At 42.0% G+C, this 21410-nt stretch carries 21 protein-coding genes and 3 pseudogenes; 13 read left to right on the forward strand and 11 right to left on the reverse strand.

Annotated features, from left to right (window positions below; translation table 11 throughout):
- The first annotated feature begins 86 nt into the window (after positions 1-86).
- From M5V91_RS25545 to M5V91_RS25565, 5 genes are all read left to right on the forward strand, one after another.
- Positions 87-908 carry an amino acid ABC transporter substrate-binding protein gene (locus M5V91_RS25545; RefSeq protein ID WP_009331771.1) on the forward strand — a complete coding sequence of 274 codons (822 nt, stop codon included), beginning with the start codon at positions 87-89 and terminating at the stop codon, positions 906-908.
- Positions 895-1596 carry an amino acid ABC transporter permease gene (locus M5V91_RS25550; protein WP_009331770.1) on the forward strand — a complete coding sequence of 234 codons (702 nt, stop codon included), beginning with the start codon at positions 895-897 and terminating at the stop codon, positions 1594-1596. The genes M5V91_RS25545 and M5V91_RS25550 overlap by 14 nt, the downstream gene beginning before the upstream one ends.
- Positions 1597-1614: 18 nt before the next feature.
- Complete coding sequence (locus tag M5V91_RS25555) at positions 1615-2349, forward strand: amino acid ABC transporter ATP-binding protein (RefSeq protein ID WP_019383276.1); 735 nt, start codon at positions 1615-1617, stop codon at positions 2347-2349.
- A gap of 118 nt (positions 2350-2467) precedes the next feature.
- Positions 2468-3826, forward strand: a complete 1359-nt coding sequence (locus M5V91_RS25560; protein WP_009336809.1) for an IS1182 family transposase — start codon at positions 2468-2470, stop codon at positions 3824-3826.
- Positions 3827-4178: 352 nt separating this feature from the next.
- Positions 4179-4814: an adenine nucleotide alpha hydrolase family protein gene (locus M5V91_RS25565; RefSeq protein ID WP_009331766.1), complete on the forward strand. Its 636-nt coding sequence runs from the start codon at positions 4179-4181 to the stop codon at positions 4812-4814.
- Between the two features lie 31 nt (positions 4815-4845).
- Here the strand turns inward: M5V91_RS25565 and M5V91_RS25570 are convergent, their stop codons facing one another.
- From M5V91_RS25570 to spoIIP, 4 genes are all read right to left on the reverse strand, one after another.
- The gene (locus M5V91_RS25570) at positions 4846-5385 is read right to left on the reverse strand and encodes an SDR family NAD(P)-dependent oxidoreductase (protein ID WP_284522309.1); all 540 of its coding nucleotides are present in this window, start codon (positions 5383-5385) and stop codon (positions 4846-4848) included.
- Positions 5382-5591 (reverse strand): SDR family NAD(P)-dependent oxidoreductase, encoded by a 210-nt coding sequence (locus tag M5V91_RS25575; RefSeq protein ID WP_284521581.1) that lies wholly within the window; start codon positions 5589-5591, stop codon positions 5382-5384. The genes M5V91_RS25570 and M5V91_RS25575 overlap by 4 nt, the downstream gene beginning before the upstream one ends.
- Before the next feature lie 67 nt (positions 5592-5658).
- Positions 5659-5823 carry a hypothetical protein gene (locus M5V91_RS25580; protein WP_284521582.1) on the reverse strand — a complete coding sequence of 55 codons (165 nt, stop codon included), beginning with the start codon at positions 5821-5823 and terminating at the stop codon, positions 5659-5661.
- 3 nt (positions 5824-5826) lie between these two features.
- Positions 5827-6960 (reverse strand): stage II sporulation protein P, encoded by a 1134-nt coding sequence (spoIIP, locus tag M5V91_RS25585; RefSeq protein WP_071156654.1) that lies wholly within the window; start codon positions 6958-6960, stop codon positions 5827-5829.
- A 216-nt stretch (positions 6961-7176) separates the two neighbouring features.
- Here spoIIP and M5V91_RS25590 point away from each other — a divergent pair, with 216 nt between their 5' ends.
- The 3 genes and pseudogenes from M5V91_RS25590 to rodA all read left to right on the forward strand — a co-directional run bounded on the left by M5V91_RS25590 (position 7177) and on the right by rodA (position 11015).
- Entirely contained in the window at positions 7177-8025 is an 849-nt protein-coding gene (locus tag M5V91_RS25590) for a FixH family protein (RefSeq protein WP_284521583.1), read from the forward strand.
- Between the two features lie 783 nt (positions 8026-8808).
- A pseudogene (locus M5V91_RS25595) lies at positions 8809-9590 on the forward strand (DUF4931 domain-containing protein).
- A 252-nt stretch (positions 9591-9842) separates the two neighbouring features.
- On the forward strand, positions 9843-11015 hold the full coding sequence (rodA, locus tag M5V91_RS25600; protein ID WP_009331760.1) for a rod shape-determining protein RodA: 1173 nt from the start codon (positions 9843-9845) through the stop codon (positions 11013-11015).
- Between the two features lie 33 nt (positions 11016-11048).
- On the opposite strand, the gene M5V91_RS25605 is transcribed toward rodA, so the two are convergent.
- The 4 genes from M5V91_RS25605 to M5V91_RS25620 form a co-directional block, all read right to left on the reverse strand.
- A complete protein-coding gene (locus M5V91_RS25605; RefSeq protein WP_251175018.1) occupies positions 11049-12107 on the reverse strand; it encodes a Ger(x)C family spore germination protein in 1059 nt (352 codons plus the stop codon).
- Complete coding sequence (locus tag M5V91_RS25610) at positions 12104-13204, reverse strand: GerAB/ArcD/ProY family transporter (protein WP_009331758.1); 1101 nt, start codon at positions 13202-13204, stop codon at positions 12104-12106. The genes M5V91_RS25605 and M5V91_RS25610 overlap by 4 nt, the downstream gene beginning before the upstream one ends.
- A gap of 35 nt (positions 13205-13239) precedes the next feature.
- Entirely contained in the window at positions 13240-14733 is a 1494-nt protein-coding gene (locus tag M5V91_RS25615) for a spore germination protein (RefSeq protein ID WP_009331757.1), read from the reverse strand.
- A gap of 224 nt (positions 14734-14957) precedes the next feature.
- Entirely contained in the window at positions 14958-15926 is a 969-nt protein-coding gene (locus M5V91_RS25620) for an ABC transporter substrate-binding protein (protein WP_251175019.1), read from the reverse strand.
- A gap of 224 nt (positions 15927-16150) precedes the next feature.
- On the opposite strand from M5V91_RS25620, the pseudogene M5V91_RS25625 reads away from it, so the two are divergent.
- From M5V91_RS25625 to M5V91_RS25645, 5 genes and pseudogenes are all read left to right on the forward strand, one after another.
- A pseudogene (locus M5V91_RS25625) lies at positions 16151-17151 on the forward strand (FecCD family ABC transporter permease).
- The gene (locus M5V91_RS25630; RefSeq protein WP_009331754.1) at positions 17151-18206 is read left to right on the forward strand and encodes a FecCD family ABC transporter permease; all 1056 of its coding nucleotides are present in this window, start codon (positions 17151-17153) and stop codon (positions 18204-18206) included. Before M5V91_RS25625 ends, M5V91_RS25630 begins: the two are co-directional and overlap by 1 nt.
- A gap of 88 nt (positions 18207-18294) precedes the next feature.
- A complete protein-coding gene (locus M5V91_RS25635; RefSeq protein ID WP_009331753.1) occupies positions 18295-19119 on the forward strand; it encodes an ABC transporter ATP-binding protein in 825 nt (274 codons plus the stop codon).
- Positions 19116-19865, forward strand: a complete 750-nt coding sequence (locus M5V91_RS25640) for an IucA/IucC family C-terminal-domain containing protein (RefSeq protein WP_251175020.1) — start codon at positions 19116-19118, stop codon at positions 19863-19865. The genes M5V91_RS25635 and M5V91_RS25640 overlap by 4 nt, the downstream gene beginning before the upstream one ends.
- A 55-nt stretch (positions 19866-19920) precedes the next feature.
- Entirely contained in the window at positions 19921-20166 is a 246-nt protein-coding gene (locus M5V91_RS25645; protein WP_019383264.1) for a DUF2573 family protein, read from the forward strand.
- A 64-nt stretch (positions 20167-20230) separates the two neighbouring features.
- Here M5V91_RS25645 and M5V91_RS25650 read toward each other — a convergent pair whose 3' ends face one another.
- The 3 genes and pseudogenes from M5V91_RS25650 to M5V91_RS25660 form a co-directional block, all read right to left on the reverse strand.
- Positions 20231-20578, reverse strand: a complete 348-nt coding sequence (locus tag M5V91_RS25650; protein ID WP_009331750.1) for a spore coat protein — start codon at positions 20576-20578, stop codon at positions 20231-20233.
- Positions 20579-20593: 15 nt separating this feature from the next.
- Positions 20594-20866: a hypothetical protein gene (locus M5V91_RS25655; RefSeq protein ID WP_009331749.1), complete on the reverse strand. Its 273-nt coding sequence runs from the start codon at positions 20864-20866 to the stop codon at positions 20594-20596.
- 157 nt (positions 20867-21023) lie between these two features.
- A pseudogene (locus tag M5V91_RS25660) lies at positions 21024-21154 on the reverse strand (YuzL family protein).
- Positions 21155-21410 lie beyond the last annotated feature (256 nt).

The raw sequence follows: 21410 nt of genomic DNA on the forward strand, positions 1-21410 counted from the left end.
AAAGAGGGTTTTTTTCTTTGACCTCCTATAAACTAAGCACTTTAGGAAAAGATAAAATAAAATCATTTCTCAAACAGGAGGCAAACATGAAAAAGACTCTTTTTACTGCTGTTCTAATCTGTTTTGTTTTAATCATTTCAGGGTGCGGAACGAATAAAGCAAACCCGGACAATCAGGATCAGCCTGCGTCAGAAGAGCAGGAGCAGGACTTATGGAAAAAGGTCCAGGATGAGGGGAAGCTGCTAATTGGAACGGAAGGCACTTATCCGCCATTCACGTTCCATGACGATAAAGGCGAGCTTACCGGTTTTGATGTGGAAATCTCAAAGGAAGTGGCCAAAAGGCTTGGTTTAAAGCCGGAATTTCTGGAAACACAATGGGATGCCATGTTCGCCGGATTGGATTCAAAACGATTCGATATGATTGCAAACCAGGTGGGGATTCGACCTGATCGCCAGGAGAAATATGATTTCTCGGATCCCTACATTTCTTCTGCTGCTGTTTTGATTACTCATGAATCAAATGAATCAGTTTCAAGCTTTGAAGACATAGAGGGTTTGAAAGCCGCACAGTCCATGACAAGCAATTATGCTGATCTGGCAAAGTCTTATGGAGCAGAAATTGTAGGAGTAGACGGATTTAACCAGGCGATTGAGCTGATTAATTCAAAGCGAGCAGATGTTACACTCAACGATAATTTGTCTTTTTTGGACTTTAAAAAACATAAGCCTGATGCTCCAGTCAAAATCGCGGATGAATCCGAAGATGCTTCCCAAAGCGGCCTAATGTTCAGGAAGGGAAGCGATACATTGGTTAATGAAGTTAATAAAGCTTTGACCGAAATGGTGGAGGATGGCACTTACTTGAAAATTTCGGAAAAATGGTTTGGCGAAGATGTACTTAAGTAGTATTTTTGCCAACCCGGAAAGGGTCGAAAGACTGATAGAGATTGGGAAGAATTCATTCCAGCCATTGCTGGAGGGGGCCATTGTTTATACCATCCCTTTAACATTGATTTCATTTATATTCGGGCTGGCATTGGCAATATTTACGGCACTTGCGCGAATTTCGGGTAATAAGGCACTGGAGACGATAGCGGGAATATATGTATCAGCAATAAGGGGAACGCCGCTTCTTGTGCAGCTGTTCATCATTTTTTACGGGCTCCCGACGATTGGTGTCATTATTGATCCTTTCCCTTCGGCGATTATAGGATTTTCGCTGAATGTAGGGGCGTACTCCTCAGAAATTATCCGGGCAGCCATCCTTTCGATCCCAAAAGGACAATGGGAAGCGGGGTATTCCATTGGCATGTCTTATTCGCAGACGCTTAAGAGAATTATTCTTCCGCAGGCATCCAGGGTATCGATACCGCCGCTATCCAATTCATTCATCAGCCTTGTAAAAGATACCTCTCTGGCTTCCATGATTTTGGTTACAGAGATGTTCCGAAGAGCACAGGAAATAGCTGCAACCAATTATGAATTTTTACTTCTCTATACACAGGCTGCCTTCATATATTGGGTGATTTGCTTCATGCTCTCGATCTTGCAGGGGAGGCTTGAACGCCGTCTTGACAGATATATTTCTTCATGAAAAGAGGCAGTGCTATAGATGATTAATATAAAGGATTTGCATAAGCAATTTGATCAGCTGAAAGTACTGAAAGGAATTAATTTGGAAGTGAAAACAGGGCAAGTGGTTGTAGTGATTGGGCCATCCGGCTCCGGAAAAACAACCTTGCTGCGGTGCATAAATGTGCTGGAGCAGCCTACTTCAGGACTGCTTGCCATTGGCGATCAAGTCCTCGACTTTTCTCAGCAGGTCTCGAAAAGGCAAATTCCTCCCTTCAGGCGCCTTACAGGAATGGTTTTTCAGAACTATAACTTATTTCCGCATATGACTGCACTGGAAAATGTCATGGAAGGGCCGGTTACAGTTAAAGGCGAATCAAAGGAAACTGCAAAGGAAAAGGGGGAGCTGCTTTTAAGAAAAGTTGGTTTAGCGGATAAAGCCGGCTATTATCCTTACCAGCTTTCAGGGGGCCAGCAGCAGCGGGTTGGGATTGCTAGGGCTCTTGCTATGGAGCCAAAGGTTATGCTTTTCGATGAGCCTACTTCGGCACTGGACCCTGAACTTGTTGGAGAAGTGCTGAAGGTGATGAGGGACCTGGCCGCTGAAGGAATGACAATGGTGATCGTTACTCATGAGATGAGATTTGCCAGGGAAGCAGCGGATGAAGTCATTTTCATGGACGGCGGTATTATAAAAGAACGCGGCAAGCCTGAACAGATATTTTCCAGTCCAAAAGAAGCGCGCACCAGCCAGTTCCTGAATTTAATTCAATAAAAAGACCTCTGCATACTGGCAGAGGTCACAGACTGTCGACAAACTCGATGAAAATCGTGCTTGTCTGCAGTCTTTTTTATTTTAAAATAGAAGTAATACAATGCTTGAGGTGATTTAAATGCTTTCAAAACATAATCCAATTCAACGGGATCAAATTGAAATGGTTGCTTTAGACGAACTTGTACCGGCGGACCATTTGGTCCGCAAAATTGAAGCGGCGATTAATTTCTCATTCATCTATGACTTGGTAAAAGATAAGTATTCAGAAAAAGGCCGCCCAAGTATTGACCCTGTAATATTAATTAAACTCACATTTATTCAATATACCTTCGGTATTCGCTCCATGCGTCAAACAATTGAAGAATTGAAAACGAATATGGCTTATCGATGGTTTTTAGGATATGGCTTTCACGATAAAGTTCCTCACTTCTCAACTTTCGGTAAAAATTATGAGCGCCGATTTAAAGACACCGATCTCTTTGAACAAATATTTTACCGAATCTTAAAAACCGCAGCTGAAAAGAATTTAATTAGTGCTGAACACGTTTTTGTAGATTCTACTCATGTAAAAGCGAGTGCAAATAAACGCAAATTTGAAAAGAAAGTTGTTCGAAAAGAAACCCGTGCTTATCAAGAACGCCTTCAAGAGGAGATTAACCAAGACCGCGAGGATCATGGAAAAAAGCCGTTTCCACCTGATAAGTTTGATAAAGAAGAATACAAAGAAATCAAGGAAAGTACAACAGATCCAGAGAGTGGCTACTATGTAAAAGATGAGCGTACAAAACAGTTCGCTTATTCTTTCCATGCGGCTGCAGACCGCAACGGCTTCGTGTTAGGCGCAATTGTAACCCCTGGTAACACGCATGATAGTCATATTTTAGAGCCATTGGTAGAACAAGTCATTGAGAAAGTTAGTAAACCAAAAGCTGTTGCGGCAGACGCAGCCTATAAAACACCTGCTATCACGAGCTACTTATTGAAAAACGACATCACACCTGCTTTACCTTACACACGACCTCGCACAAAAGAGGGTTTCTTCAGAAAACATGAGTATGTTTATGATGAGCATTTTGACTGTTACATTTGCCCAACTGGTGAGATATTAAAATATACTACAACTACAAAGGAAGGCTATCGTCAATATAAATCAGATCCTCGAATTTGTGCTGGATGCCCTTTCTTGTCTCAATGCACACAGAGTCAAGCACATCAAAAACTGATTCAACGTCATGTGTGGGAGGAACATGTGGAAGAAGCAGATCATCTTCGCCACCATCAAGACGTCAAACCGATCTATGAAAAACGCAAAGAAACAATTGAACGAGTATTCGCAGATGCAAAAGAAAAGCATGGCATGCGTTGGACAACCCTCAGGGGACTTAAAAAAATGTCGATGCAGGCGATGCTTACTTTCGCTGCCATGAATTTGAAGAAAATGGCCAACTGGACTTGGCAAGGTCCAGAAATGGCCTAAATGATAACCTCGGAGAGGTCTGCAATTCTCTGTAACTACTTGAAGTCCTACAAAAAATCAAAAAAAGAGTTCGGAATGAGACTATTCCGAACTCTTTTTGTCTACAAACTGAGACCTCTGCATACTGGCAGAGGTCAATTTTTATCAAAAAAAATGCTTCCTTAACAGGAAGCGGAAAAAAAGGGGATTTACACTTGTAGGATTAGTATGCCCGGGCAGAGATATTCTTATTCATATTTTCTAAAAATTATTAATTGATTTTAACACATTCTCATGGAGCCCTTTTGCCGCGGGGTTTATTCCATGGTATTCGTGCTATACTGAATATAGAATCCGTGGGAGAGGTGTAAAAATGAAGGAAAATATTCTAATATGTGTAAGCAATCCCAATCATGCGGAGATACTGGCCCATAGAGGCAAAAAACTGAAGGAAGCATTTCAGGGGGATGGCTATATTCTCTACGTGGAAAACCGGAAGCAGGAAGAGCTTGACTTTAACGAGCTTCAGACAAAATATTTGTTCGAAAGTTTGGCAGAGAAATACGGGCTAAATATGCTCTCCAAGTATGCTGAGGGCAAAAAAGTCGCCAGGGTGATAGCTGATGTGGTACAGGAGCATAAAATTACCCAGATTATCCTTGGGCAGGCTGTTCAAACCAAGCTGGAGCGGATGGTAAAGCATTCGCTGATCAATGATTTATTCCAGCTGCTTGAAGGGGTGGACATACATGTCGTTGAAGTTTCAAGAAAGGTTCATGATCCCTCTGACGACTGGGATAAAGGGCTCCCGGCCCAGATAGTCAAAAAAGGCTCCGATTATCACCTGATCATTGGGGAAGATCAGGAAAATGGAATAAAGGGCATCTTCTTTAAAGAATTATCCTCCGACTTCTCGAACGGTTTTTTTGTTATACAAAAAGATAATAATCATGAAGTGCTCCGTATTCACCATGGTGTTGTAGATAGTAATATATTGGGAGATAAATAAGCCGGCTCATTTAGCCGGCTTTTGTTGCCTTTTAGATTAAGTCATTTACATAATAAACTTTTCCGCTCTCAATTTCCTTCTGGAGCAGCAAATCGACTAGTGCATTAGCCACAGTTTCCGTATCCCGCAGCATTCCTTTCTCCTTGTATGCCTGGAATTTCTCAAGATCATGAAATGCTTCCTTCGCTGAAGAACGTATGGTTCCCTGCATAGCGGTATCCATAACACCGGGACTAAAGGCAATAACCTTATGGCTGCTGCCTGCTGTCTGCAATTCCAATGCTGCTGTTTCCGTGAACATATTTATTCCGGCTTTAGTGCTGCAGTAAGCACTCCACCCCTGTATGGGCCTTTCAGCAGCACCTGAAGTAATGTTGACAATGGTCATTTCACTTGAAACCTCACGCATCAGGATGTTGGAAATCATAATAGGAGCAATCAGATTAACGTGGGCATTTTGAATTAATGCCGCATGATCAAGATTTCCGGCTGTTCCAATGGGGTCTATGACCCCTGCGTTGTTAAATACATATAGGGTTTCCGGCTGTTTTTCCTGCAATAGTGCTGTCAGTTCGCTGAAAGCAGATTCAAGCTCATCCGGTGAGGAGAGATTGCAGAAATATTGCGCAAAAAAACTTGATTCTCTGCAGCAAGTTTTGCCAACTCAGGGTTTTCAGTCCTTGATACAGATATGATGCCAGTTCCTTCTGTTATCATTCTCTTGGCGATGGAAGCTCCTAAACCTTTGGATGCACCTGTTATGATAGCTAATTTCACTTTGATCACTCCTATTTCCTGTTTCATTATCTTCTATTAAAACAGAAAATAATCATTTTTTCTTTTATCAGCCATTATGGTCCTTTCTGAATGCCATCATTTCATCTTCTATTAAATTGATGATTGAGAGGATAATTCCTGAAAACAGGCAGGAAACCGTAATAGTGCTTATGCCAAACAGAAGGTAAAGAATAAACGTGATGAAAAAGTAAACAGCAGACAATAATGGCAAGCTTTAATTTTCCGCATTGACTGGCTCTGCCTTCCAATAATAATCACTAAATACATCAGCAAATGCTTTTATGGAGTTATTTAGTTCATCCAGATTGTTTTCCACACCTCCGAATTCCAGCAAAAGGGCCCGCTCGGAAAGATCCTGGTTGTAAATGCCGTTGCCTTCACTTTTTCCTTTAACAAATACTCCTCTGCTTATTCCTTTATATTTTGCTTCCAGCGCTTTATGGAGCTCGGTAGCCACTTTTAAATTCTGTTCATAGTTTTTGTGCTCTTTGCCGACGACAAAAAATAGTCGCGCGTATGGTTCCTGGCCAATTACTGCGGTTGTTTTCCCTCGGGGCAGCGAATCCCTATGGATATCAATTAGGAATTTAACATCCTTATTCTCTGTCATGGCGGATTGTACAGTCTCTCTGGACATGGCATAGGAATTTTCCCAGTTCCAGCCCTTCTTTTTCAGTTCTGCGGCAATATTGGTTTTATCATGCTCAGCACCTATGCCTTTTCTCGCCAGCTCTTCACTAAGCTTTTTCCCGACAGCAATTACATTCACCTGCTCATTTGGACTAACGGCCTCATCTGTATCCGTTACATCTTTTAAAAGCGGAGCGAACGATTCCCAGCTGTGGGAATGGTAAATAAGGACCCCTTTCTTGTCCGGAATAACTGGAGGAGCCGTATTTTCTTCATTTTGACCGTCATTCATAGCAAGTTCTTTTTCTTTTAAAAGGACTTCAAGGGGAGGGGCAGATTCCACTGGCAGGTTGGTAAAGTCGGTACCCTCTCCGGCAACAGCAATACCGGTGTCAAAGATTGAAAAACCAGGCAGCTCCCGGCCAAGGAATGTTCTGATATCCTTCGGCTGTGTGTTGGTTGCCAGCTTAAAAAGGGTTCCGGATAGGGAGTAGCTTTCAGCAGGAACATCCTTGTGAAAATAATGGTTTTCAGCTTTCAAAAAGTGAATGAAGAGCTGGTCGGCTTTAATGTCCTTAAGCAGCACATTCATATGTGATGAAGAGAAGGCAGCCGGATAAAGCGTAACAATTCCAGCGATCGCGACTACTGCACAAATACTGAAAAGCCAGCTGTTTATATAAAAGAAAATAGAATGGATTGTTAATTTAGAATTCATATAAATCCCTCCACTCTCTAAATATATGACGGATAAGCTGATTTAGAAGATGGGGGATTCCCTTAATATGAAAAGAGGCTGCAGAAGAGATCTCGAAAGAAGGGGGCAAAAAAGCGGTCCTGAATGATCTTGCGTCCATCTGGTATAAAACACATTATAAAAAGCAATCCTTTTTACTAAATCTCAAAAGGCCTGAAAAGGAGGGTCTTTTATTTTTTGAAAAATTTCATTGTTTTATCACAATTGGCTTTTATATTGATAATATCAAAAGACAATATAGATAAAGAGAGGGACACTAAATTGAAAAAGATATTATTCAGCATAATGGCGAGCTTGCTTGTTCTTGGCGGATGCAGCCAATCAGAAGAAGAAAAGCCCGCAAAAAACGACGAAGTGCCGCAAATCATTGAAGCCGTCATCCAGGTGCCTGAAACCATTAATCCTGGAGAGGAGGCAACCCTTGCCGTCACTGTAAGACAGGGCGATGAGGCCGTAACGGATGCGGATGAGGTGAAATTTGAAATATGGCAGGAAGGACAAAAAGAAAACGGTGATATGGCAGAGGCAAAGCACGATTCAGAGGGGAAATATACCGCTGATCATATATTTGCAGAAGAAGGCCTATACTATGTTCAGTCCCATGTAACGGCTAGAAGCCAGCATACAATGCCAATGGTTTCCGTACAAGTTGGCGAGGCAAAAGCGGAGGACTCAGGAACGGGGCATGAACAAGAAAATGAGGGACATGAAGAAGGCCACTCTCACAGTCATGGCGGAGAGGTATCCATTGAGCTGCAGGCATCTGACCAAATTTATGCAAACGAACAAACAGCTTTATCTGTCAAGGTTGATAATGAAGGGGAACCGCTGGCGGAGGCTAAAGTAAAGCTTGAAATTGCACTTAATGGCGAAACACCTCAATGGGTGAACATGTCTGAAACAGAACCGGGCAAATACACTGCCGACCATCAGTTTACCGAACCGGGCACATACACGATCACAACCCATGTTGAAAAAGGCGACGATATTCACGAGCACACAGAAACTGAATTAACGGTGCAATAAAGCATTAATCAGCGGGGTTTTTCATGCCCTGCTGATTTTTTGTTGGGTCAGACAGGAAATATTTAATTAAACAGATGAACTTTAGCTGTAGTTTTAAATAATGCGGGGTAAGGTTCGGACAGGAAAGGCAGGAAATTGCCTGTTGTTGTCCGAACCCAGGGCAAGTTCGGACAGAAAAGCGAGAAAAAGGCCCCAGTCTGTCCGAATCCAGGGCAAGTTCGGACAGGGAAGGCAGGAAAAGTCCAGAGTTCTGTCCGAACCCGGGGCAAATTCGGACAGGAAAGGCAGAAAAAGTCCAGAGTCTTTCCGAACCTGAGGCAAGTTCGGACAGGAAAGGCAGAAAAGGGCCCGAGTCTGTCCGAACCTGAGGCAAGTTCGGACAGGGAAGGCAGGAAAAGTCCAGAGTCTGTCCGAACCCGGGGCAAATTCGGACAGGAAAGGCAGAAAAAGTCCAGAGTCTGTCCGAACCTGAGGCAAGTTTGGACAGGCAAGGCAGGAAAAGTCCAGAGTCTGTCCGAATCCCGGGCAAGTTCGGACAGAAAAGACAGAAAAAGGCCAGAATCTGTCCGAACCCGGGCCAGGTTCGGACAGGAAAGGCAGGAAAAGTCCAGAGTCTGTCCGAACCTGAGGCAAGTTCGGACAGGAAAGGCAGAAAAAGTCCAGAGTCTGTCCAAACCCGGGGCTTCTTCGGTCAAAATCACCCAAGAAACTGCCTGAGGTACTTCGCTGCCATTTTCATGATAAAATAAAAGGAGAGATTACAGAAAAGCAGGTGTCAAAGAGATGTCAGATACACATTTGCATTTTAATACGGGGATTGGGGTCCAAAAGCCTAATAGCATTCGGAATAAGGATATAAGCTGCCCTTTTTGTGCAAGGGAGGAGCTGACGGATATCATCGCCGTTGAGGATTCAATCATTCTGCTGAAAAATAAGTTTCCTGTTCTTGAAAGTTCCTATCAGACCGTGCTGATTGAAACGGATCAATGTGACGGAGAGCTGTCCATTTATTCAGAGGAGCATTTGGTCAGGCTGATTTCATTTGGGTTGAAGCATTGGCTTCAGATGGAAAAGAGCGGAGAATATGAATCTGTGTTATTTTTCAAAAACCACGGCCCATTATCCGGGGGAGTATCGCCCATCCACATATGCAAATTGTCGGATTGAGAAATATTGATTACAAGGAAAAAATTCAGGCAGAGGACTTTGAAGGTCTCCTTATTCATCAGGAAAGCAATACGGTGTTCACTTTATCGACTTCTCCGAGAATCGGTTTCTATGAATTCAACGTTAAGCTTGCCGATCAGGATGATATTCCGCACTTTGCAAAATGCATCCAGACAGCTGCTCATTATATTCTGAATGCCTTTCCTTTTCCGAGCAATAGCTATAATTTGTTTTTCTACAAGCTGGGCAGGGATATTTACGCAAAAATTGTTCCACGCTATATTACCACGCCAATTTTTATTGGCTACAGCATCCCTCAGGTTCCTAATAATCTTGAATGGATGAGAGATGATATAAAAGTGAGATATTTCAGCGGGGAATTTAAAGTCAGGCCTTAATGCCTGGTATACCCGATTGATGGGTACCTTCGACGGATGCCGGATATGGACGGAAATAACCATTCTCAGTAATCGTAAAAATTTGAAATAATAACCATTCGCTTTTAGAAGTTGTGATTTATCTCTATAAAAAATATAATGAAATATTGTAGTGAGAAATTATATGAAGTACATATTTTATTTCTTGCGCTGTGCTCCGTTATGCCTTAAAAGATAAAGGCAAATGGTTTTGTTTTTTAAAGGAGAATGATCATGACCTCAAATCGATATACACCTCCTAAGCTGGATTGGGGCTTAGTATTAATATTGATGCTTTTATTCCTGGTAAGCGCCATTTCCATTTACAGCGCACAGACAACAGGTCAATATACAGAAAACTTCCTTTTGAAGCAGGTTGTCTGGTATGCTGTTGGAACAGGAATCATAGCTGCGGTAATCACACTGGATTCCGATCAGCTGAAGAAGATATCCTGGTATGTGTATGGCCTGGGGATTGTACTGCTTGGATTCCTGATTGTGGCGCCATCAAGCATTGCCCCTGTCATTAATGGGGCAAAGGCATGGTACAAGGTTCCGGGTATGGGCTCACTTCAGCCTGCCGAGCTTGTTAAAGTGTTTATTATTCTGGTTTTGGCAAAAACAATTGACGAGCATCATCAAAAAAATGTATACAAAACCATGCAGACTGATTTATGGCTGCTCATTAAACTGGTTGGTTTAACTATGGTGCCTCTGCTGCTTGTTATGCAGCAGCCCGATTTAGGGACAAGCCTTGTATTTCTGGCAATCATGCTTGGCATGATATTCATTTCAGGAATCAGCTGGAAGCTTCTGGCGCCAATATTTGGAACAGGGGCGGCTCTGGCTGGCACTATTTTGTATTTTGTTTTATGGCATCCGGATATTCTTGAGAAGTATCTAGGGGTAAAGGAATATCAGTTTGCGCGTATTTATTCCTGGATTGATCCTTATAACTATCAAAGTTCAACCGGATTTCAGCTGACACGCTCACTCCTTGCCATTGGATCAGGGGAAACAAGCGGGAAAGGATATGGAACGAGGGAAGTCTATCTGCCTGAAAGCCATACCGACTTTATTTTCAGTATCGTAGGGGAAGAGTTTGGCTTTGTAGGCGCAAGTATTGTCGTCAGCCTTTTCTTTCTGCTGATTTACCATATTACTAAGATCGGCATGGAAACCAAAAACAACTTTTATACCTATATTTGTGTAGGTGTCATCAGCATGGTTACATTCCATGTCTTTCAAAATATCGGGATGACTATCGGCCTTTTGCCAATCACAGGCATACCGCTTCCTTTCATCAGCTATGGAGGAAGCTCGCTGATGGGGAATATGCTGGCCATGGGGCTGATTTTCTCGATTCGTTATCACTATAAAAAATATATGTTCTCGACAAATGATTAAAATTGAAAGAGCGGGCTGTGAAAGCCCGCTCTTTTACTCAATTACGCCGGTTTCCTCAATTGTTACATTGCATTTTACATCAAAACTCAGCGTTTTATAATCATCTTCCCACTTTTTAAAATCAAAATTCCGATGCTTGGATTTTTTCATTTGGCCGAGCCCAATTGGATCAATTCCGAGTTCCTGAAACTGTTTTAGTAGTCTGAGGCATTCCTTTTCGACCTTTTTCTCCAGTTTCTTTTGAACGGCGCCAACAACCTCTGATGCTAACTTATCTCCGGTATACTCACGAATAATCCCTTCAATGTTAATGGTTATGGAAGCATGATGATCAGTTATCTTAATTTTATGCTTGGACCTTAAACTCTTTACAGCAGCTAACTCGTCCTTTTTTAACTTAACATCGAAGTTTCCTTCGCTATATTTATCGACCAGCAATTTAAAAAAGAACATGTCTTTCACAGGAAGGACCTCTACTTCCCTATCCTTGCTGAAAAGGCTGATGCCGGCTATTTCCACTTTATCATCATCTAATTTTTTAAGACGCGGCAGAAATGGGTCCTTGCCTTCCTGGTAATAATCATTGGCTAGGATATGCAAGTTGGTTTTAGGAATATCCCGATGTTCAATATTATGCTGGATTAGATTGTAGATGTAGGTTGAGTTTCCTCGTGTTCCATACTCACCATTTAACATGTCTTCTGCCTTCCCTTCCGAAGTTGCAACAAATACACGTGCTCCGATACTTGCGTCTCTTTGAAAGGAATCTACAAGATCATAAATTCCTTTCTTGGAAAGTTCAGGTCCAAAGACTGCCAGTTTTAACCCTCCTGTTACGACTGGCTCTGATGATTGTTTAGTCACTTCGAGCAGAAGGTCCTGGCGCAGTTTTCCACTTCCAGAAAATGTCCGATTAATCACACTTTTATCAGGCTGAAATTCCTGAAATAATACAGTACCTCTATACTTGTCTTTTAAATCATCTGCTAAATCGTAGCCCACTCCTACTTCAATATTAATATCATCTAGTATTTCTTTATCCACACAGCCGGAAAGCAGCAAGACGAGACAGAGCAGTATTAGCTTCTTCATTTCTTCTTCCCCTTTTTTAGCTTCTTGGCGATCATTACAGCAGCGAAAAGCAAAGGAATATAAAGAAAGGTAAAAGCAAATCCCATTTTTCCAACATAGTTATTAAGCATATTAATTTTTTCTCTTGTGTCCAGAAAATGTATAACGGAAAGCACTGCTGCAACAACAAAAAACACTCCCACTTTCTGGCGGATGTTAAATACCCTTTTAATAAGTCTGGAGGCGATCCAAATGGAAATGCAAACATTAGGAAGGATGATTAAGTTCCAGTTGGCTATCCCGATATATTCAAATCGTTCAACAAAGGGCATCTCAACTATTTTCCACATCGTTAAGCTGGCCCAAATTTGTTTAGCCAGCTGGTCTTCAGAAAAATAGGCAAAAGTAATGATGGCTAGAATAGTGTAAATAAGAGTAGTTGTTAATACGGCCAGATGAGCCCATTTCTGCGATTTTTTTGGTTCTTTAATAAATGGATAGAAAAAAAGGATGATCTCAAACCCAATGAAAGTAAGGGACATATGATAAGAAGCTGTAAGCAGTTCTTTAATGGAATGATCCCAGATGGGCAACAGATTGTAAAAGTTGGAGAATTTAATCGCCCAGCCGAATGTGAGGAGGAGGTAAGCCGGCAGAACAAGCCCGAAGAAGGCTGTACCGACTACCGTTCTAAATCCTCCAAAAATAATATAAACACAAAGAATCATAAAACCGAAGGAGAACCAGAAAGTGCTTAATTCAGGGAACATCCAAACCTGTATGACTTCAATAAATGTCCTTACTACTGTTAAGGAATACAGGATAAAATAGCCAATAAAAATGAAGCAGAGTGCCTTGCCGAGAAAGTTACCCACGACGTATTTATGTGCTGTTACAATATCGCCGCCAACGGTATCGCCAATTTTATAGATCATCCAAACAATTACATGAATGCATGCGCCGGCAAATAATATGGAGATCCAGGCATCGTATCCTGCATCCATTGCGATAATCCTCTGATAGCCTAACACACCGATCCCAATTTGCATGGACATGACCAAGTAAAATACTAAAAAGGGAGATATCTGCAATCTCTCTGGTACTGGCTGTTCCTTCATCTGGTTCACCTCCACTTAAGTTGGTACATTGGGCATTACTCGTCGATATCTTTTTTCTCTTTGGCCTTTTTCCTACTGAAACGGATTGGATTTTTTGTCCGTAAAAATATCGGCCTTTTGGATTGCTTTTCAAATGGAAGCCTGATAAGGGCATCTTTCATATCCATAACCCGAGGCGGATAGAGCGGCTCAAGGAATGGCCTTCCAAGTGAAGTCAGCCTTATTAAATGAGTCAGCAGTACACAGAAACAAAACACAATCCCGAGCAGGCCCCATAGTTCTGCAAAAAACAGGAAAGGGAAGCGAAGCAGGCGGATCGTATTGCCCATCCTGTATACAGGTGTTGTAAAGGAGGCGAGAGCGGCGAGAGCTACAATAATGAGCAGGACGTTACTCGTCAAGCCTGCTTCTACAGATGCAGTCCCGATTACGATTCCTCCAACGATACCGATTGTCTGGCCAACCTTGGTCGGAAGGCGGGCTCCTGCCTCACGCAGCAGTTCAATGGTCAGCTCCAGAAATAATGCCTCCAAAATGGGAGGGAGCGGAATTTCCCGTCTTGATGTAATTAATGTGCTCAGCAAGTCTTTTGGAATAAGTTCATAATGATATGAAAGGGTTGCTACATAAATAGGTGTAATGAGAATGGAAAACGCAACCGCGAACAACCGGATCAGCCGGAAAAAAGAAGACAAAATCCAATTTAAAAAATAATCTTCAAAAGAACTGAAAAATTCAACAAGCGTGGTTGGTGTGATTAACACATGGGGTGAGCCGTCAACCACAATGGCTATTTTTCCCTCTGCCAAAATTCCCGCGACCCTATCAGGCCGCTCCGTATCAAGCAGCTGAGGAAAAGGGGAATTGGAGTTATCACTAATCAGCTGTACAATATAAGAACTGTCTGTAATGGCATCAAACTTCACGTTTGTAAGTCTCTGCCTGACAGTATTTACATTATCCTCATTTGTGATATCTTCCATATAAAGCATGGCTACAGCGGTTTTTGACAGGCTTCCTAGCTTAAACTCTTCAATAATCAGTTCTTTTACCGGAAGACGTTTCCTGATTAAGTTTAAATTTTGGCCCATTGACTCTACAAAAGCTTCTTTAGGGCCGATAACCGAAAATTCAACTTCAGGCTGGCTTAACCCCCTGACGATTTCTTTTTGCGCAGCTATAAAGCCGAAATGTTTAAGTTCTGTCTCAATCGTCAGCATGACGTAGCCATTTAAAAGCTTTTGTTCGATTAGAGAAGGGTCATCACAAATCTGTACATCGGCCACAGGGACAAGCTGCTTAATATCCTCTATTTCCCGGAATTCTTCTTCCAGAAGATTAGGGAGAACACCATCCTGAATAATATTTTCATCAATTAAAGTAGCCATGAAAGTAAGTCCAAAGCGCACATTTGTTTTTTGGTTATAATAAAATATTTTTTTGAAGTCTTTGGATTTAATCAAGGATTTTTCCCAATCCTTATGCTGGATATCCTCTTTAATCCGTTTGTTTTTCAACCAGTTTCTCATAGGAAAATCACCATCATTTTCGGCATTACGCTTATTGTTGCCGGTTTTGGAAAACTTATGAATGGAAGGCAATAAAAAAGAAGGGTTTGGATGTACGGCAGGTAAGATCGGGAAAATGTAATATGGAAAAATAAAAAAGGAACCTGGTTGGTTCAGGTTCCTTTTAATATATTTGAGCTCCTATAAAAGAGGGGGTATTATGGGAGCGCAATCACGAGTTGAGATTACTTGGAAAAATATTTTTCGATATCATCCAGAAGCAGGTTTGCAGCTATGACTCCGCCGGCAGTGTTCCAGATTGTGTCATTAACCTTGTGGACATTGCCGTCCTGGGATACCTTTAAGTTTTTGAATAGTGGATCTTCAATCCATTCTTTCTCAAGCTGGCTTGCTTCACCGTCGCCAGTTTCATATGTGAAGTAGAATAGGATATCTCCATCCATGGCAGGAATTCGCTCTTTTGTAGCATTTTTTTCTGCAAAATCATCAACATTCTGGCTTTCAGGTCTTGCAAAACCGATTTGGTCAAGGATTACACCAGAGAAGGTATCTTTATGGTAGATGCGGACATCTCCAGCCATAAAGCGGACAATGGAAACTTCCTGGTTTATTTTGTCGCCAAGGCTTGTTTTGATTTCCTGGATGCGGCTGTCATAATCAGCAAGGACTTTTTTGCCTTCTTCTTCTTTATTCAGTGCTTTAGCGTAAAGCTCAAAGTTTTCCTTCCAGTCTCCGCGCAATGTTTCAGCAAAAACAGTAGGGGCAATATCATTTAATTGATCATAGATTTTTTCCTGGCGCATCTTGTTTCCGATGATAAGGTCCGGCTGCAGCGCTGCAATTGCTTCTACATTGACTTCGCTTTCTGTTCCCACAACCTGAACATCTTTCATATCTTCTGCTATATGTTCATACCATGGATCGCCAGTCCAGGACTGAACGGCACCGACTGGAGTAACACCCATGGAAAGTAATGCTTCTGTACCTTCGTTTGTCAGAATTACTACCTTTTCAGGTGTTTTATCAAGCTTAGTTGTGCCCATTGCATGCTCTACTGTGTAACCTGTATCTTCTGTTTTGCTTCCTTCTTTTTCTTTGTCAGCTGTCTCATCCTGTTCATTGTTGTTCCCGCAGGCTGCCAGGAACAAGATTGTGAAAACTGAAAGAATGGCAAGTAAAGATTTGAATTTCATTATGTACTCCTCCATCGCGTTGTTAATGATAATCATTTTCATTTGACATTTTTATAGTAATGTGGCCACGGTAAAATGTCAATAGGTAATTGAAAATCATTTTCATTTAATTTTTTCAAATCATCACTGAAAATGATTTTCAAACTCATTGACAGCTAATCCTCTGTACAATAGACTGAAAATGTAACTAAACCTTATTAAATAGACGCAAGAAGGGTCTCGCTATGCTATTAAAAACAAATTCTCTGAGGTGGGCTGGGCTATTTGCAGCTATGCTCCTATTATTAGTATTAATGTCTTTCAGTATTGTATACGGGTATACCGACACAACCTGGAAGATGGCACTTGATGCCTTTACCCAATTCGATGGAACGAATGAACACATAATCATTCAATCAGTCCGTCTGCCGAGAGCATTGATTGCGGCGGCCGTAGGGGCAAGCCTTGCGATTGCGGGTGTACTGCTCCAGACATTGACAAAGAATCCCCTTGCTGCTCCTGAAATTTTTGGAATAAACGCAGGTGCTGGATTTGCAGTCGTTATTACAGTAACGCTTTTTTCAATTAGTAATCTTCAGGTCTTTACATGGGTTTCATTTCTGGGAGCTGCTGTTTCATTTATATTCGTATATATAATTGGGTCTATCGGCAGGGAAGGGCTGACCCCCATGAAATTGACCCTTGCCGGTGCAGCGATGAGTGCCATGTTTGCTTCGATGACACAAGGCTTCCTCGTTATTAATGAGACTGCCCTGGAACAGGTGCTATTTTGGCTGGCAGGATCGGTATCGGGAAGGAAGCTGGACACCCTCGCAGCTGTATTTCCATATTTATTAGCCGGCTGGATCTTTTCCCTGATCATTGCGGGGAAATTGAACGTCTTATCAATGGGCGAGGATGTCGCAAAGGGGCTGGGCTTGAAAACAGGATTGCTGAAATTGGGTGCGGGCATTGTTATTGTGCTTCTGTCAGGAGGAGCGGTAGCTGTTGCTGGTCCTATCGGCTTTTTAGGCATTGTCATTCCCCATTTAACCCGGGCGGTTGTCGGCATTGATCATCGCTGGGTCATTCCTTATGCGGGTCTATTCGGGGGATGCTCCTTCTTGTAGCGGACATAGCATCAAGGTATATCATCATGCCGCAGGAAGTTCCTGTTGGCGTCATGACAGCTGTAATTGGAACTCCTTTCTTTGTGTATATTGCCAGAAGGGGGTTCAATCAGTAATGAAAAAATATTATAACTTGCGCCTGTTTGGCGATAGAATTTCTTTTTTAGTAAACCGGAAAGCACTTATCACTTTTTTATTATTGGCAGCAGCTGCTGCCGGAGTATTTGTCATCAGCACCGGCACGGGTGAAATGAAAATCAGCCCTCTGAAGGTAGTGCAGGTTTTCTTTGGCGGGGGTTCGGATATGGATAGACTGGTCATTCAGTCATTCAGACTTCCAAGAATTATCGTTGCCTTAATGGTAGGAATGGCGCTTGCTGCAGCCGGGGGAATCCTGCAGGGGATAATCAGAAATCCGCTTGCATCTCCTGACATAATCGGGATTACAGGAGGGGCCTCTGCAGCAGTTGTAGCATTTCTTGCTTTTTTTAGTGATAAAAATAATGCATTAACTGTAAGTATTAATTGGATGCCTCTTGCAGCTTTCGCGGGTGCTGCTATTTTGGCCTTCCTTGTTTATTTTCTCGCCTATAAGGATGGGGTATCACCAGTACGGCTTGTTTTAATCGGGATCGGGCTTGCAGCCCTAATGAAGGCACTCACCACCTTGATGATGGTCTTTGGGCCGATTTACCAGGCAAGCCAGGCAAATATTTGGATAACCGGGACTGTTTACGGTTCAAATTGGGATAATGTCACAATTTTGGTCCCTTGGACCATCGTGTTTCTGATACTTGCCTTTGTTTTAGCACGAAATGTCAATATCCAGGAACTTGGCGATGATATTGCCAAGGGTGTAGGGAGCACAGTCCAAAAATACCGGTTTCTTCTGCTCATGGTCAGCACAGCATTAATTGGCGGAGCTGTTGCATTTGGCGGCGGGATAGGCTTTGTTGGATTGATGGCTCCTCATATGGCCCGCAGGCTGGTTGGCTCTGCTTTTGGCGCTTTGCTTCCGGCTTCTGCGCTGATTGGAGGAATCCTTGTGATGGCAGCCGACCTGATAGGCAGGACTTTGTTCTCACCGCTTGAAATCCCGGCGGGTGTATTTACAGCCAGCATTGGAGCACCTTACTTTATTTACCTGCTTTTCAAGACAAGAAACGCATAATCTGGAAAAGCTTGAAACTCGTATCGTACTGGTAAATGGATAGCCTATAGATATAGATATAGATATTAAGGAAAAGGAGAGGGCAGAAATGACAGCAGGGCAAGCGATCGCAACAAAAGACTTAACCTTGTCATATGGGGAAACCATTATTATTAATGAATTGGACCTGGAAATTCCCAAGGGAGAAATCACAGTATTTATTGGTGGAAATGGCTGCGGAAAATCGACATTGCTAAGGTCCATTGCCCGGCTGCTAAAGCCGAAATCAGGTGCCGTTTTATTGGAAGGTGAGGCTATAGCCAAACTTTCAACCAAAGATGTTGCCAGAAAGATGGCGATTCTGCCCCAATCCCCTTCTGCTCCAGAAGGACTCACAGTGCTTCAGCTTGTCAAACAGGGGCGGTACCCTTATCAAACTTGGCTGAAGCAATGGTCAACTGAAGATGAAATAAAGGTCAGAAATGCATTAAAGGCTACAGGCATGGAGGAATTGAAAGATCGGACAGTGGATTCATTATCGGGCGGACAGCGCCAGCGCGCCTGGATTGCCATGACGTTGGCTCAGGATACTGATACGATTCTGCTTGATGAGCCTACTACGTATTTAGATATGACCCACCAAATTGAAATACTGGATTTATTATTTGAATTAAATGAAATTGAAGAGCGTACCATCGTCATGGTGCTGCATGATCTGAATTTAGCCTGCCGCTATGCCCATAATATTGTTGCCATAAAGGATCAGAAGGTTTTCGCTCAGGGCAAGCCTGAACATGTCATCAATTGCGGATTAGTCAAAACCGTATTTGGCATGGAATGCGAGGTTACGATAGATCCATTATTCGGCACGCCGCTTTGCATTCCTTATGGGAAGGGCAGATGTATTTTAAAAGGGCAAGGATTCCAGGAATGATTAAATTAACTGGAGAACAGGCAGAAGCTCTCGGGCAGTTCAGACTTGTCCTGGATTCAGGAGAAGGTTCTCCTTTAACAATTGAAGTGAAAAAGCTGCTGGATTCGAGTCAGACAGGTCCATACCTGGATAAAGTGAAAAATCATATAGGAGCAACTGACAAGAAAACGGCTGCTTCTATTTTAATTAAAAGATATGCCTTTCTGCCTGTAATTTACTTGTATAGCATGACATCCTGGAACATCAAATTAGATATAAGGCCTGAAAATATAACATTTGTCAGTCAGGAAAAAGATGGACTATGGCTTCCATGCTTTAGTTTTATTCACCTTCAAGGCCAAGAAATTGAGGAGGAAAGGGAAAAATGGAGAGAAGATGCTTTGCGGACTCTTTTTAATGGCCATATTTTTCCGGTGCTGAATAGAATAGCAATCGAAGCAAATGTTTCTAAACTAATTCTTTGGGAGAATATAGCGATTTATCTCTTCTGGCTTTACGAGAAGATTTTGCCTTTGGAAACACATTCTGAAAGGGCTGCTGAAGATTTTGAGTTTATCCTGGAAAAGGCTTCAGGCAATTTGTTCGGCTGCGAAAAAACGAATCCCTTAAAGAAATTTGACAGTACTAAAATACTGATTGAAAGTACCGGCCAAACGGTGAGGCCAAGAAAAACATGCTGCTATTCCTATTTGACCAGCAGCGGAAAACGATGCGGGACATGTCCTCAGGCCTGCAGGATAAAATGAAACTTCGGCTTTATCCCAATGATTGATAGCTGAACTAATCAAAGGAGGAATCGCAATGAATGAGGAGTTGAAGGAACAGCTGGATGGCCTGCTTGAAAAATATACCGAACTCCTAATTGGAGAGACCTCCCCGGAGTTAAAGGAAAAGGTTGAAGCTTGGGTGCTGTACTCTTTTATTGCGAAATCCATGCCGCCTCTAGCCAAGCACTGGAATGATACATACCCTTCTGCAAAAGAGGAAATGAAGGCTCTGGTCGCTGAAATTAAAACAATGAATGAAGAGATGAGAAGCAAAAAATAAAAATTTGTAGAATCTAAAAAACCGCTGGAGATAAAAACAGCGGTTTTTTGTTTGGCACTCCTTCTTATTGCATCTGACCATTGCCATATGGCAATTGATTTGTATAGCCCTGGAACTGCTGATAAGATTGCTGAAGCTTCTGCTGGTCAGCCGCTTCAACCTTATACCAGCCTTTTTTGAACATTAGGTTATAAAATTCTCTCTGCTGGTTTTGTGTTTCGTTAAAAGCCGCAAGAATATCCTGATACAGGCTCTGATGGCTTGCCTCATTTAGGGCGACAGAATATGCATCTGTCATATATTTTTCTGTAGATAAAATATCATTTGTAAAATCCCGATCATTCATTTGCGGAGTTTTATTTACCTGTGTCTCGGGATTTTGAATCGTATTTGGATTCTGGTTCTGGTTCATTTTCAAGACTCCTTTCTATTGCATTCCCATAAAGTTCTGCTGATTTTGCTGGTTTAAATGAGCAAGCAGCTGTTCGTAGTGACGCTGATGCATTTGGCCGCATTGCTCGAAGTGTGTTTTTAGCTCCTGGTCCTGGCATTGCTGCGCGTAAAAATGCGCTTTTTTACAGGCGAGAAGGTTCCAGGTAAGCATATCTGTTAAGTAAAGAGCATCCTTAGTGGAAATAACCGCAGGAGGCTGCTGCATAATGCCCTGCTGGTTCTGCATATTCATATTTTGCTGTTGCATTAATTGTCCCTCCAATTCTTTTAGCCTATAATAGCTTCAATTCTTTTCGAGGATATCTTTCCTCTGAAAAACGTTTGCTATTCTGCAGAAGATGAATTACCTATATACATAATGGAAACTATAAAAGGCTGACGGCAGCCAGCCTTTAAACAGCGTGTTACCGCTTATATTGATTATTTTGGCTATTCCTTTTTTAGGCCCTTGCCTTTCAACGGTAGGACCTGCATCTCCCTGGACACTTGCAGCGCTGACTCCTGCTTTGGAAGGATCTTTTTTCATTTTTCCCATTTCTTTCACCTCCGTAACGAACAAAAAATGTTTCCTTTTTAGAGTGTCCAAAACACCTATTTACATTTCGCATAAAATATATAAATTACTTTGAGCCATGAAAAATTTCAAAACATTTTTAAATTTCCGCTTAAAATCATTGCGTAAATTTTGCAAATATTTTATAGTTATAACTAACAGAACTCATTCAGAAGAGATGCATATTTTTTTTGAGAATAAAATGAATGAGTATTCATTCAAAAAAGTTAAAGGGGGA

Source organism: Cytobacillus pseudoceanisediminis (assembly GCF_023516215.1).
Taxonomy (GTDB): Bacteria; Bacillota; Bacilli; order Bacillales; family Cytobacillaceae; genus Cytobacillus; species Cytobacillus pseudoceanisediminis.